Source organism: Citrobacter sedlakii NBRC 105722 (assembly GCF_000759835.1).
In the GTDB taxonomy this organism is placed as follows: domain Bacteria; phylum Pseudomonadota; class Gammaproteobacteria; order Enterobacterales; family Enterobacteriaceae; genus Citrobacter_A; species Citrobacter_A sedlakii.
Map to the genome: position 1 here is coordinate 39018 of NZ_BBNB01000006.1, position 12806 is coordinate 51823.

General features: G+C 54.7%; 15 protein-coding genes and 1 pseudogene. 9 read left to right on the forward strand and 7 right to left on the reverse strand.

Features of this window, described 5'->3' with window-relative positions:
• Positions 1-15 precede the first annotated feature (15 nt).
• The 4 genes from CSE01S_RS09960 to CSE01S_RS09975 all read left to right on the forward strand — a co-directional run bounded on the left by CSE01S_RS09960 (position 16) and on the right by CSE01S_RS09975 (position 4043).
• On the forward strand, positions 16-1299 hold the full coding sequence (locus CSE01S_RS09960) for a YeaH/YhbH family protein (RefSeq protein ID WP_042287579.1): 1284 nt from the start codon (positions 16-18) through the stop codon (positions 1297-1299).
• Positions 1300-1435: 136 nt separating this feature from the next.
• Positions 1436-2926, forward strand: a complete 1491-nt coding sequence (gene dgcJ, locus CSE01S_RS09965; protein WP_042287739.1) for a diguanylate cyclase DgcJ — start codon at positions 1436-1438, stop codon at positions 2924-2926.
• A 41-nt stretch (positions 2927-2967) separates the two neighbouring features.
• Positions 2968-3471, forward strand: a complete 504-nt coding sequence (locus CSE01S_RS09970) for a YbaK/prolyl-tRNA synthetase associated domain-containing protein (protein ID WP_042287581.1) — start codon at positions 2968-2970, stop codon at positions 3469-3471.
• A gap of 125 nt (positions 3472-3596) precedes the next feature.
• Positions 3597-4043, forward strand: coding sequence for a DUF441 domain-containing protein (locus tag CSE01S_RS09975; protein WP_042287584.1), 447 nt, complete (start codon positions 3597-3599; stop codon positions 4041-4043).
• Here the strand turns inward: CSE01S_RS09975 and CSE01S_RS09980 are convergent.
• A pseudogene (locus CSE01S_RS09980) lies at positions 4026-4818 on the reverse strand (AraC family transcriptional regulator); the annotation flags it as partial. The gene CSE01S_RS09975 and the pseudogene CSE01S_RS09980 overlap by 18 nt on opposite strands.
• A 99-nt stretch (positions 4819-4917) precedes the next feature.
• On the opposite strand from CSE01S_RS09980, the gene CSE01S_RS09985 reads away from it, so the two are divergent.
• A complete protein-coding gene (locus CSE01S_RS09985) occupies positions 4918-6102 on the forward strand; it encodes a CynX/NimT family MFS transporter (RefSeq protein WP_042287588.1) in 1185 nt (394 codons plus the stop codon).
• A gap of 50 nt (positions 6103-6152) precedes the next feature.
• Here the strand turns inward: CSE01S_RS09985 and CSE01S_RS09990 are convergent, their stop codons facing one another.
• On the reverse strand, positions 6153-6860 hold the full coding sequence (locus tag CSE01S_RS09990; protein WP_042287590.1) for a CTP synthase C-terminal region-related (seleno)protein: 708 nt from the start codon (positions 6858-6860) through the stop codon (positions 6153-6155).
• A 151-nt stretch (positions 6861-7011) separates the two neighbouring features.
• Between CSE01S_RS09990 and CSE01S_RS09995 the strand changes: the two genes are divergently transcribed.
• Together CSE01S_RS09995 and CSE01S_RS10000 are read left to right on the forward strand one after the other, a co-directional pair.
• Complete coding sequence (locus tag CSE01S_RS09995) at positions 7012-7521, forward strand: 2-thiouracil desulfurase family protein (RefSeq protein WP_042287593.1); 510 nt, start codon at positions 7012-7014, stop codon at positions 7519-7521.
• Complete coding sequence (locus CSE01S_RS10000; RefSeq protein WP_042287596.1) at positions 7505-7852, forward strand: DUF488 domain-containing protein; 348 nt, start codon at positions 7505-7507, stop codon at positions 7850-7852. The genes CSE01S_RS09995 and CSE01S_RS10000 overlap by 17 nt, the downstream gene beginning before the upstream one ends.
• On the opposite strand, the gene CSE01S_RS10005 is transcribed toward CSE01S_RS10000, so the two are convergent.
• Together CSE01S_RS10005 and CSE01S_RS10010 are read right to left on the reverse strand one after the other, a co-directional pair.
• Positions 7838-8149 carry a hypothetical protein gene (locus CSE01S_RS10005; protein WP_042287599.1) on the reverse strand — a complete coding sequence of 104 codons (312 nt, stop codon included), beginning with the start codon at positions 8147-8149 and terminating at the stop codon, positions 7838-7840. The two genes, CSE01S_RS10000 and CSE01S_RS10005, sit on opposite strands and share 15 nt — an antisense overlap.
• A gap of 73 nt (positions 8150-8222) precedes the next feature.
• Positions 8223-8477 (reverse strand): putative hemolysin, encoded by a 255-nt coding sequence (locus tag CSE01S_RS10010; protein WP_042287602.1) that lies wholly within the window; start codon positions 8475-8477, stop codon positions 8223-8225.
• Positions 8478-8638: 161 nt separating this feature from the next.
• Between CSE01S_RS10010 and CSE01S_RS23065 the strand changes: the two genes are divergently transcribed.
• Positions 8639-8737, forward strand: a complete 99-nt coding sequence (locus tag CSE01S_RS23065; protein ID WP_042287604.1) for a YoaK family small membrane protein — start codon at positions 8639-8641, stop codon at positions 8735-8737.
• Between the two features lie 136 nt (positions 8738-8873).
• Here the strand turns inward: CSE01S_RS23065 and CSE01S_RS10020 are convergent, their stop codons facing one another.
• Positions 8874-9122: a GlsB/YeaQ/YmgE family stress response membrane protein gene (locus CSE01S_RS10020; RefSeq protein ID WP_042287607.1), complete on the reverse strand. Its 249-nt coding sequence runs from the start codon at positions 9120-9122 to the stop codon at positions 8874-8876.
• A gap of 463 nt (positions 9123-9585) precedes the next feature.
• On the opposite strand from CSE01S_RS10020, the gene fdhF reads away from it, so the two are divergent.
• A complete protein-coding gene (gene fdhF / locus CSE01S_RS10025) occupies positions 9586-11733 on the forward strand; it encodes a formate dehydrogenase subunit alpha (RefSeq protein WP_042287609.1) in 2148 nt (715 codons plus the stop codon).
• A gap of 42 nt (positions 11734-11775) precedes the next feature.
• On the opposite strand, the gene CSE01S_RS10030 is transcribed toward fdhF, so the two are convergent.
• Together CSE01S_RS10030 and CSE01S_RS10035 are read right to left on the reverse strand one after the other, a co-directional pair.
• Complete coding sequence (locus tag CSE01S_RS10030) at positions 11776-12423, reverse strand: hypothetical protein (RefSeq protein WP_042287611.1); 648 nt, start codon at positions 12421-12423, stop codon at positions 11776-11778.
• 199 nt (positions 12424-12622) lie between these two features.
• Entirely contained in the window at positions 12623-12805 is a 183-nt protein-coding gene (locus CSE01S_RS10035; protein WP_042287613.1) for a DUF1869 domain-containing protein, read from the reverse strand.
• Position 12806: the final 1 nt, after the last annotated feature.

Sequence of the window (12806 nt, forward strand, 5' to 3'; positions counted from 1 at the left end):
CAGTACGGGGGGCATATGACCTGGTTCATAGACCGACGACTCAACGGCAAAAACAAAAGCACGGTTAACCGCCAGCGCTTTTTGCGCCGTTATAAAGCGCAAATCAAACAGTCGATCTCCGAAGCCATCAACAAGCGTTCGGTGACCGACGTAGACAGCGGTGAGTCTGTCTCGATTCCTACGGAAGACATCAGCGAACCGATGTTTCATCAGGGACGCGGCGGCCTGCGCCATCGCGTACATCCGGGTAACGATCACTTTGTGCAGAATGACCGCATAGAGCGGCCACAGGGCGGTGGCGGCGGTTCCGGCAGCGGACAGGGTCAGGCCAGCCAGGACGGTGAAGGGCAGGATGAATTCGTCTTCCAGATCTCGAAAGATGAGTATCTCGATTTGCTGTTCGAAGACCTGGCGCTGCCAAACCTGAAGCAAAACCAGCAGCGCCAATTGACGGAGTATAAAACACATCGCGCGGGATATACGTCAAATGGCGTTCCGGCCAATATCAGCGTCGTTCGCTCGCTGCAAAACTCGCTGGCGCGGCGCACGGCGATGACCGCCGGTAAGCGTCGCGAACTGCATTCGCTGGAAGAAGAATTAGAGACCCTCAGCAAACGCGAACCGGCGCAACTGCTGGAAGAAGAACGCCTGCGTAAAGAGATTGCCGAACTGCGGGCGAAAATCGAGCGGGTGCCGTTTATCGACACGTTTGATCTGCGTTACAAAAATTACGAAAAGCGTCCCGATCCTTCCAGCCAGGCCGTCATGTTTTGCCTGATGGACGTCTCAGGCTCAATGGATCAGTCTACCAAGGATATGGCGAAGCGCTTTTATATTCTGCTTTATCTGTTCCTGAGTCGGACCTATAAAAACGTGGAGGTCGTTTATATCCGCCATCACACCCAGGCGAAAGAGGTCGATGAGCATGAGTTCTTCTACTCGCAGGAAACCGGCGGGACGATCGTTTCCAGCGCCCTGAAGCTAATGGATGAGGTGGTTAAAGAGCGTTACGATCCCGCACAATGGAACATCTATGCCGCGCAGGCCTCGGACGGCGATAACTGGGCCGATGACTCCCCGCTGTGTCATGAGATCCTGGCGAAAAAACTGCTGCCGGTGGTGCGTTACTACAGCTATATCGAAATCACCCGCCGCGCGCACCAGACGCTCTGGCGCGAATACGAACATCTGCAGGCGAGTTTTGACAATTTCGCCATGCAGCATATTCGCGATCAAGACGATATTTACCCGGTGTTCCGTGAGCTTTTTCATAAGCAAGGCGCCACCAGCGCCAGTTAAACAATGACCCGCCAGGCAAATCTGCGCCTGGCGGGTTCATTTATTCTCTGTTACATCCTCTCCTTCCGGGGTCATTAGGTTGAAACTGGCGCGTGTGATAAAATAGAGTGTCTGACCAGGAGAGTTGCTGTTTATCATGAAATTGCCGCACAAAGCGCTCAGGCTCTTTATTTCTGCAAGCGTTGTTGTTTTAACCTCCTCGTTTCTGATTTATGAGCTTGTCAATAGCCACAAAATGATGAACGCCTATATGCGTTATCTGATAGAAAAGGCCGACTCCTCTTTTTTGTATGACAAATATCAGAATCAGAGTATCGCCGCTCACCTGATGCGAACCTTTGCCAGCCCACAAAAAACGCCGCCGCCAGAAAAACGTCGCGCGATTTGTCAGGCTTACGAACATGTGAATCAGGTATATGGCCTGAATTTGACGCGCCATAACTACCCGGCGCTTCACGGTACGCTACAAACGGCCTCAGCAGACTGCGAACAGATTGCCCCCGAAGCATTACGCTTAACCGCGTTTGATCGGGCCGTCCTGGTGAACTATAAACAAGCCGATTACGGTAACGGGTTAGCCACCCGGGAAACAAAATTCCGCTATTATCTGGATCTGCAGGACCACTATATTTATTTCTATCGACGGGTTAATACACGTCAGTTCGCCATGCATCACTGGCATTTCTTACAAAAAGGCTCGCTAGGAATAAATATGGCGGATATTGACGGTGTGTTTACCGGACGCACCGTGCTGTCGAGTATTTATCAGGACGATCGCACCGAACTGAACGTGATGAGCTTTTTAACGCCGGTCTACCTCGACGGCACGTTAAAAGGGATGGTCATGGTGGATATTAATAAACAGAACTTGCAGAATATTCTTTATCCCCACGATCGCCCCCTTGTCTGGCGCTATCTGAATGCCGCGGTGACGGATACCGATTCCGGTAAAACCATTATTATCCATCAGAGTGAAAATAATCTTTTCCCGTATGTCCGCTACGTTGTTGATCTCCCCGGCGGGCTCCATGTCGCACTGTCGCTCGATATTCTCTACTTCCTGATGTCGGCGTGGAAAATTTTTCTTTTTTACCTGATAGCCACCGCCCTGCTGCTTAATATGGTCAGGCTCCATTTTCGTCTTTATCATAACGTGACGCGGGAAAATATTAGCGACGCGATGACCGGTTTATACAACCGTAAAATTTTAACGCCCACCCTTGAACAGCGGTTGCAGCGGTTCGTCAGCGCGGGTACGCCGGTCACCTTCATTGCGATCGATCTCGATAAGCTTAAGCAGATCAACGACACCCAGGGACATCAGGAGGGCGATCGGGCCATTACCCTGCTGGCGAAAGCGATCGAGGCGTCAGTGCGCAAAAGCGACTATGCCATACGGCTGGGGGGCGATGAATTCTGCGTGATCCTGATCGATGCGGAACCTGACATGGCCGCGCGTTTACCAGAGCGAATCAGCCAGCATCTGCACACCGTCGCGCCGGAAAAAGCGATCCGTTTTTCGTCAGGCGTATACAGCATGCAGCCGGACGATACGCTTCATGACGCCTATAAAGCCTCGGATGAACAGTTGTACCGCAATAAACAGCAAAACCATCAGCGTTCGTGATAGTCTTTTAGCCTGTTTTTTCGCGCTAACAGGAGTGAAAAATGAGCGAATTAGTGAAGGGCAGCGTAACCCATCAGCGTTTGATTGATTTGCTGTCGCTGGAAGGCGCGCGTTATCGCATTGTCAGTCACGAAGCGGTGGGTAAATGTGAAGCCGTGTCGGAAATTCGGGGAACCGCACTGGGTCAGGGCGCAAAAGCACTGGTCTGCAAGGTGAAGGGCAACGGCGTGAATCAGCATGTGCTGGCGATCTTACCCGCCGACCAGCAAGCCGATCTTTCGCTTCTCGCCACCCATCTTGGCGGACTTCGCGCATCACTCGCCAGCCCTGCCGAAGTGGATGCGCTCACCGGCTGCGTGTTCGGCGCTATTCCACCGTTTAGCTTTCATCCGCAGCTTAAGCTGGTCGCCGACCCGCTGTTGTTCGAACGGTTCGATGAGATCGCCTTTAACGCCGGCGTGCTCGATAAATCGATAATCCTTAATACCCGCGACTACCTGCGTATCGCCCAGCCTGAACAGGTCGCTTTCCGTCGCCTAACCTGAGCACGTCGCTGTTTCGCCGCATTATGCATTTGCCAGAAATGGCCAACCGGGATGAAAAAAGTCTGTTCACTCACGCGTTTGAGCGTAGAGTTAACAGGCTTACTTTTTTTGGCAAGGAAACCACGATGTTTGATGTCACTCTGCTGATCCTGCTCGGACTGGCAGCTCTGGGCTTTATCAGCCATAACACCACTGTCGCCGTTTCAATTCTGGTGCTGATCATCGTCCGCGTTACCCCTCTCAACGCTTATTTTCCGTGGATAGAAAAACAGGGGCTAACCATCGGGATTATTATCCTGACGATTGGCGTTATGGCCCCCATCGCCAGCGGTACGCTTCCGCCTTCCACGCTTATCCACTCCTTTTTGAACTGGAAATCGCTGGTCGCCATTGCGGTCGGCGTAGTGGTGTCGTGGCTCGGCGGGCGCGGCGTCACGCTGATGGGCAACCAGCCGCAACTGGTCGCCGGTCTGCTGGTGGGTACTGTGCTTGGCGTGGCGCTGTTTCGCGGCGTCCCGGTGGGACCGCTTATCGCCGCCGGTCTGGTCTCGCTTATTGTCGGGAAGCAGTAGTTAATCCCGTCAGATAACGGCCTGGGGTCTGGCCCAGGCCTTTTTTAAACATCGAAATAAACGCCGTCGTGGAGTCATACCCCAGTAACTGCGCGACCTGCTGCACGTTATTTCCGTCCACCAGCGCCCTCAGCGCGAGAATAAGCTGCAACTGATGCCGCCACCGGCGAAAGCTGAGGCCGGTCTCTTTGACCACCAGCCTGGCAAGATTACGCTCGCTCATGGCAAAGGCATCCGCCCACTGTCCCAGCGTTTGCCAGCGGGCGGGTTCGCGCGCCATCGTGTCGACCATCCGGCGAATTTTAGGGTGGGCGGAAACCGGTAGCTGCAATTGCTCCTGCGGTTGCTGTGGCAGTTCGTCAAACAACACCTGGGTCAGACGCCGGGTGGGCGGCTCAGCCCGTTGGCTGTCGCTACGCGTCGCCAGCGCCAGAATAAGTTCCCGGCAAAGCGGCGTAATTTGTAACGTGCAGCAGCGATCCGGCAGCGTCACCGCGTCCGGTTCGATAAACAGAAAACAGAGCTCCGCGTTGGCCGTCGCATGGTTACTGTGCGGAATACCGCCGGGGATCCAGACGCCGTACTGCGGCGGCACCATCCACATCGCCCGCTCCACCTCACAGGTAATCGCGCCGTGCAGCGCCATAATCAGCTGCCCCTTACGATGCTGGTGCAGCTTACTGAACAGTTCCTCAGGCTGCACCCGAATACGAAATGCCACGGCAGGGTCATGGTGAAGATCGGGTTCATATCCATCAAGTCGCAGGCTGTACATCATTTTGTCCGTTTTTAGCGATAAACTGTCATTTTAGCTTGATTTGTTATTCCGGCAAACGCGGTATGGTACGCCCTCACCCGTTGATATGAGATAACAATGACTTTTTCTTCACCACGCGGCAAACACAGCGCCCTGATGATTGCGGGCATCCTGATGATTGCCACCACGCTACGCGTGACCTTCACCGGCGCGGCGCCGTTACTGGACGCGATTCGCGCGGACTACCACCTCACCACCGCCCAGACCGGCCTGTTAACCACTCTGCCGCTGCTGGCTTTTGCGCTGGTTTCACCACTGGCCGCAAACGTTGCCCGGCGTTTTGGGATGGAGCGCAGCCTGTTTATTGCGATGCTATTGATTTGCGCCGGTATAGCCGTGCGCTCATGGCCTTCCGCCCCGCTGCTGTTTGCAGGAACGGCGGCGATTGGCTGCGGCATCGCGCTGGGCAATGTACTGCTGCCAGGACTGATCAAGCGCGATTTTTCACAGCATGTCGCCAGACTGACCGGCGCCTACTCTCTGACGATGGGCGCGGCGGCGGCATTAGGTTCCGCGCTGGTGGTGCCGCTGGCGCTGAGCGGTTTTGGCTGGCGCGGCGCGCTGTGTACGCTGATGATTTTTCCCTTACTGGCCCTTCTGATTTGGCTACCGCAGTGGCGCAACGCCGCCACTGCAACCCTGACCTCCTCCCGCACCTTGCGCGCACGCGGTATCTGGCGCTCCGCGCTGGCCTGGCAGGTGACGTTGTTTCTTGGTATTAACTCACTGATCTATTATGTGATTATCGGCTGGCTGCCCGCGATATTAATCAGTCATGGTTTCAGCGAAGCGCAGGCGGGTTCCCTGCATGGTTTGCTGCAACTGGCGACCGCGGCGCCCGGTTTGCTTATTCCACTTGTCCTGCACCGCTTTCGCGACCAACGTTGCATCGCCGTACTGGCATCGCTGATGTGCGCCTGTGGCGCCGCGGGATTGTGGTTCATGCCCGTCCAGGCGGTTGCGTGGACGCTGCTATTTGGATTCGGCTCGGGAGCCACAATGATCCTCGGGCTGACCTTTATCGGCCTGCGCGCCAGTTCCGCGCATCAGGCCGCGGCGCTCTCTGGTATGGCGCAGTCCGTTGGCTATTTGCTGGCGGCCTGCGGACCGCCGCTGATGGGAAATATTCATGATGCGCAGGGCGACTGGCAGCTCCCGCTGTTGGCTGTCGCGGCGCTGGCGGTGCTGATGGCGGTGTTCGGCCTCTATGCCGGACGCAACAAGGAGATTGCCACAACGTAACGTATGGCCCCCGAGATTGCCGGACGACGACGCCCTCCGGCAGTTGAGGTTTACCCCCGCGCGGCGCGCAACATCGCCTGAACGAGCGGAACCGGTTTACCCGCCAGCGCGCCACGTTCATGCTGGAACAGCGTCGCCACAAAAAACGGATGCGTCACCAGCTCGACCGCGCGGATATCGCCATTGTCATCCCAGCCGGTCACCCGCAGATCGCCGCTTTCCAGCTCACGGGCAAACGCGTCCGCAATACCATAGTTACAGTGATAGCCTTCCGTAATGATCGGCTGACCATAGGCTTTGGCGATCAGCGTATTGGCGCGCAGTTCAATTGCATCCGTTTTTTCGACCAGCGAGCAGGTCAGCGGCATAATAACCATCCGCCCTTCGGTGTCGGTTTCAGCATGCGCCGCATCGTGCCAGCCCAGCACGTTACGGGCGTATTCCACTATCGCATGTTGAAACCCTCCGCAGGTTCCCAGGAAAGGAATGCTGTTTTCCCGGGCATAGCGAATGGCGGTCAGCGCGCCGTCGGTATTTTGATAAGGACTGCCCGGCACGACCCAGATTGCGTCATACCCCACCAGATCTTCTGCGCTGTTAATTTCCGTACTGGCAAGCCAGTCGTAATCCGCGATCAGCTCAAGGACCGCGGCGGCATCGTCGATGGCCAGGGGAATCGCCTGATGCGCCGTGACGCTGGCGTTATAATCACCGACCAGCGCGATCCGCAGCGTATCTTTTACAGGGGATATTTCCATGAAGAATTCCTTACGTCAGAGCAATTGGGGACAACATAAGGAACCTCAGCCTACCGATCTTTTCCCGCTATCACAATCCCTTAATTTAGGGATGGCGAGCCACGAAGTGCTATAGTGGTAACGTTTTTTTCGTTTTGACGCCTGAATCATGATGAAAAGTAAAATACTGATTAGCGCATGCCTGATGGGGTTTAAGGTTCGCTATAACGGTAGCGAGAAAACCCATTTAAACGCAGTGCTTTCGCGTCTGCAGGAAGAACAACGTCTGGTCGTTCATTGCCCCGAACTGGCCGCTGGCATGCCGGTACCCCGCCCACCGGCAGAAATTGTCTTTGCCAATGGCGATGCAGTCATGCAAGGGCGCGCAAAAGTACACGAAAAGACCGGCAACGATGCCACCGCGCATTATCAACTTGCCGCCTGGCTTGCCCTTCGCGCCGCGCAGGAAGCCGGATGTGTTGTCGCGTTACTTACCGATGGCAGCCCCACCTGCGGCAGCCAGTTTATTTACGACGGCACGTTTAGCGGCAAACGTCATCCCGGCATGGGGGTCGCTACCGCGCTGCTGCGTCAGCACGGCATTACCGTTTTTTCCGACCAGCAGTTAGCTGACTTTTGCGCCTGGATTGAAGAGAGAGATAAACATGAAAATTCAGTGTAAGCGCGTTTATGAACCCGCAGAACAACGCGACGGTTACCGCGTGCTGGTGGATCGCTTGTGGCCGCGGGGCATCAAAAAAGCGGATCTCGCTTTTGATGAATGGGTCAAAACGCTTACCCCGTCGACCGAACTGCGTAAGATGCTTCATGCCGCAACGATTGATTTTACGCACTTTGCCGGGCTGTATCGTGCGGAACTCGCCGCCGAGCGCCAGGAAGGGGAACGGCTGGCGAAGATTGCCCGTCAGCAAACGCTGACGTTACTGTACGCGGCCAAAAACGACGAACAGAATCACGCCCTTGTGCTGGCGGACTGGCTACGCGAGCTGTGATTCGCGGGCATTGACTGCATCAGGCTGCGCGTCGGGTAACAGTGGCATCAGGTGCTCCGCACGTACCCAGGCAAACCCCTGCTGCCCATTCGCGGCAACCACATCGCCTGTCACCAGCCAGAGCGCCCGCGGCGTCTCTTTTGGCAGCATGGTCGTAAAGCCATTTACCGGGTTGATAAACACCTCGCCCGGTTGACACAGGTGAAACAGTTCTACCGACTTGCCAATATTGCAACGTCCGGCGGACGTTTTCGCGCCAATAATCATCGCCAGCGTGCCTGGCTTTAACTGGAACATACTTCTCTCGTTACGCTCTTGTACTGTAGATTAAGACTAATCCGAGAGATGATAGCCTGCCAGGCCCCTGTTGTCACTTCGTGGATTGCGGATGATCGCGACGCCACAGTTCCCATTCGTCAATGACTTCGCCGCCCGGCAGTTTGCAATCGGAGCGCACGCCCTGCGGGCTTTGCACCGGCACTAACGTCCCGCCTTTTTGCTCACAATAGACCGCCGCAGGGTTTGCCATCCCCACCTTCGGTGGCTTTGGCGCATCAGGTTGCGATGCCGTCGTACAGGCTGATAATAAACAGGCGCATGACAGCGCGATAAGCAGTGATTTCATATTCCCTCCGTTAACGGTGATAGCGCACTAGCGTACCGCGACTGCCTTCCGGTCACCATGTTTTCCTGCGTCGTCGTTAAAAGCGTGCGGACATTCTCTTTTGTCACTCATTAACCCCTGTTATCCTTGCGGTTCTTTGCATACTTCTGACAGGTGATCGCATGAGACTGGGCATTCTGTTTCCCGTCGTCATTTTTATTACGGCCGTGGTTTTTCTGGCGTGGTTTTTTATCGGCGGCTATGCCGCGCCGGGAGCATAATTCATGAAAAAACAACCCTAATAATGATCGCCGTAGCGATGGTCGCTGTGCTGGGAACCGCGTTAGGCTGGTGGTGACGCTGGTCTAAATGACAAAGGCCACCCTGAGGTAGCCTTTTGTCTGCAAATTTTACCGTTTAGCTTTTGATTTTTCTGTAGATAACCAGCACGACAATCGCGCCGATTACCGCGACCGCGAAGCTGCCGAAGTTAAAGCCGTCCACTTTCCCGAAGCCCAAAAGCGTGCTGATCCAGCCGCCGACGACGGCGCCGACGATCCCCAGAATGATCGTCATGAAGAAACCACCACCATCCTTACCAGGCATAATCCACTTCGCCAGAATACCTGCAATAAGACCAAAAATAATCCATGAAAGAATGCCCATTTTTTCCTCACTTATGTTTTTACGTTAGCGGTTTAGTCGCCGTTAAAAAGCATAGCACATCATCAGGAAATTGAAATTTGTGATGAAAATCACTTTATTTACCCTGCGTTGTTCTCCTACAAAAGTTGGGGTTGCATATTCAAATGATAAAGATTATCTTTCTCATTACTGAATAGTTGAGCAAAAAGCTCAGGTATTCAGTACGACATTGCTCACATTGCTTCCAGTATTTCTTGCCCGCCTCTGTGCGGGCTTTTTTTTGACGTTGCCTCGTCATTTATGTCGAACGGGCTGTCATTTCCTCCCCCTTCCTGTTCCAGAACCGCGCCACTGCGGGTTTCTTCATTCTGGCACGCATTATGCTTATCGCCATGCGTCATAATGACAATCCGAAGCGTCGGCGACAGTGCTGACGCTTCCTCTACAATTCGCGCTATTTCAGCATTTAACAGGTCTGTTATTGATGAAAAAAATCACCAGTGTGTGCCCCTACTGCGGGGCCGGGTGCAAGCTCAAGCTTGTTGTTGAAAATAACAAAATCATCCGCGCCGAAGCGGCTGAGGGTGTGACCAACCAGAACCAGCTCTGCCTGAAAGGTTACTATGGTTGGGACTTCCTGAACGATACCCGCCTGCTGACGCCCCGTCTGACTCGCCCCATGATCCGCTATGAAAAAGGCGCTAAATTTACCCCGGTCAGTTGGGATGAAGCCATCCGCTACACCGCGCATCGTTTGCTGGCTATCCGCGATACCTTTGGTCCACGCGCCATTATGACGACCGGTTCTTCCCGCGGGACGGGGAATGAAACCAATTATGTCATGCAGAAATTCGCCCGTGCGGTTCTTCATACCAACAATGTGGATTGTTGCGCCCGCGTATGCCACGGTCCTTCCGTCGCCGGACTTCAGGAAACCCTGGGCAATGGCGCAATGAGTAACGCCATTAGCGATATTGAACATTCCAAATGCCTGCTGATCTTTGGCTATAACTGTGCGGACTCTCACCCTATCGTGGCGCGCCGGGTCATTAAAGCGCGTCAGAATGGCGCAAAAATTATCGTCTGCGATCCTCGCCGTATTGAAACTGCCCGCATTGCCGATCAGCATCTGCAGCTTAAAAACGGGTGCAATATGGCGCTGGTTAACGCCTTTGGCTACGTGCTGATTGACGAGCAGTTATACGACAAAGCGTATGTGCAGCAGCATACAGAGGGCCTGGATGCCTACTGGCAGACGGTGAAAGACTATTCCCCTGAAGCCGTGGAACATCTGACTGGCGTTCCGGCTTTGCAGGTGCGCCAGGCAATGCGCACCTTTGCCGCCGCCCCTTCGGCAACCGTGATGTGGGGAATGGGCGTGACGCAGTTCGGCCAGGCGGTTGACGTGGTGCGGGGGTTATCCAGCCTCGCTTTGTTGACCGGTAATCTGGGGCGCCCTTACGTCGGCGTCGGACCGGTGCGCGGACAGAATAACGTTCAGGGTGCCTGTGATATGGGCGTGTTACCTAATCTGTTCCCGGGGTACCAGAGCGTGACCGATCCGGTTATTCGTCAGAAGTTCGCCCATGCCTGGGGTATCAATCCTGAGCGGATGGACGAACGCGTCGGGACGCGCATCACCGAAGTACCGCATCTGGCGCTGGAAGGTAATATCAAAGCCTACTACATCATGGGAGAGGATCCGCTGCAAACAGAAGCTGATTTGAGCCTGGTTCGCAAAGGCTTCGAGGCGCTGGATTTTGTCGTGGTACAGGATATTTTCATGACCAAGACCGCAGAGATGGCCGACGTCATTTTACCGGCAACCTCCTGGGGCGAACACGGCGGCGTATTCACCTGTGCTGACCGCGGCTTTCAACGTTTTGAAAAAGCCATTGAACCGACCGGTGACGTGAAGCGCGACTGGGAAATTATCAGCCTGCTGGCCAGCGAAATGGGGTATCCCATGCATTATGACAACAATCAGCAAATCTGGGATGAGATGCGCGAACTGTGTCCGCTGTTCTATGGCGTAACGTACGAAAAAATGGGTGAAATGGGACACGTACAATGGCCCTGCCCGGACCTCGATCATCCCGGAACGCCCTATTTGTACGCCAACAGTCGCTTTGACACGCCAGACGGCAAAGGCAAGCTGTTTGCCGCACCGTGGCGCGCGCCTGCGGAAATTCCGGATGAGACGTACCCGATGGTGCTCTGTACGGTACGCGAAGTGGGTCACTATTCCTGCCGCTCGATGACCGGGAACTGTGCGGCGCTTCAGGCGCTTGCCGATGAGCCGGGCTATGTGCAGATTGCCGCCCAGGACGCACAGGAACTGGGGATCCGCCATCGCGATCTGGTGTGGGTCAGTTCGCGACGCGGCAAAGTGATCAGCCGGGCCGATGTCTCAGAGCGCATTAACCGCGGCACGGTGTATATGACCTACCAGTGGTGGATTGGCGCATGCAACGAACTGACGCAGGACAACCTCGACCCTATCTCAAAAACGCCGGAAACCAAGTATTGCGCGGTGAAGGTAGAAAAAATTACCGATCAACAGTGGGCTGAACGATACGCCGCGCAGACCTACAGCGAGATGAAAATGCGACTGTGTGAGGCGATCGCCTGACAGCGTTTGCACCTGAACCCGCAGTGCGGGTTCAGGCCGCGTTCAATAGCCGACGTGCTGCGGCTCGCCCAGCGACAGCACGCGCGCTTCCCGCCGTTTATCCTTCCGCATAAATCCCAGCGTGATAAAAAACAGCCCTGCCATAAAGGGCAATTCATACAACTCTTCAATCAAATCGGTATAGTTGACGTCGTGCAAAAAGAGCGGAGCCAGCAGACGGTGATGTTCGACAGTATCCGAAATCAAAAACGAACAGGCTGTCAGCGCAAACAGCCACACGGGAAGCGGTTCCTCACGCAGACGACGCGCAATCTCCCGGCGCAGTGAAGCAGACAGGCAAACCGGTAACACCAGCGCGGCAATCAGTATGACCGAGATCCCCCGAAACAGTATTCTGGGTTCGTCAGGAAAATAATCGCGTCCCCAACTGGTGCTTCGCCCCAGCAGCACTACCCACCAGACCACCGCCCATAACCAGAACTGTTTCGCGCCTTCAGGTCGGGAAAGCGGTCGGATATACCAGGCGGTGAACAACGCGCCAAACAGTAGCCATAGCGCCTGTCCGTTCTCAACCCACGCGACAAGCGCGCCATGAAAAAGCGGCAAATGCCAGTTTGCGGTGAACGGGATCGCGACGGCAGCTAGCGTAAGAAAGCCGGTTGTGGAGGAAAAACGTGCGTCAAGTTTCATGGGTATCAGTTCTGTTAAGGTTCTGTTACCCGATCATAAATTTTACGAATATTCTTACCTTAGCAATCCATGCGGTGAACTTAAGGTTTTCTTAAGGTTTCGTTTCAATTCATTTCTGTGATGTGTCAAACATTGCGAAAAGACAAAAAAAACCGTACTGCATCGCCTGTATGCAGTACGGTTGTTATTTCCGACGGTCTTACCAGCCGCAGACGTCGTGCTCGTTTTCCGTATCGTATGAACGAACCGTATTCACCAGATCTTTGACCACCTCAGCGGCCACTTCCGGCACCAGCAGGGTCATCGGCGCATCGGTTTCATAATCGACAGACACACCATTGCTGTTATTCGTCACGCTGACGGTATAGGTTGCTTTTCCCATG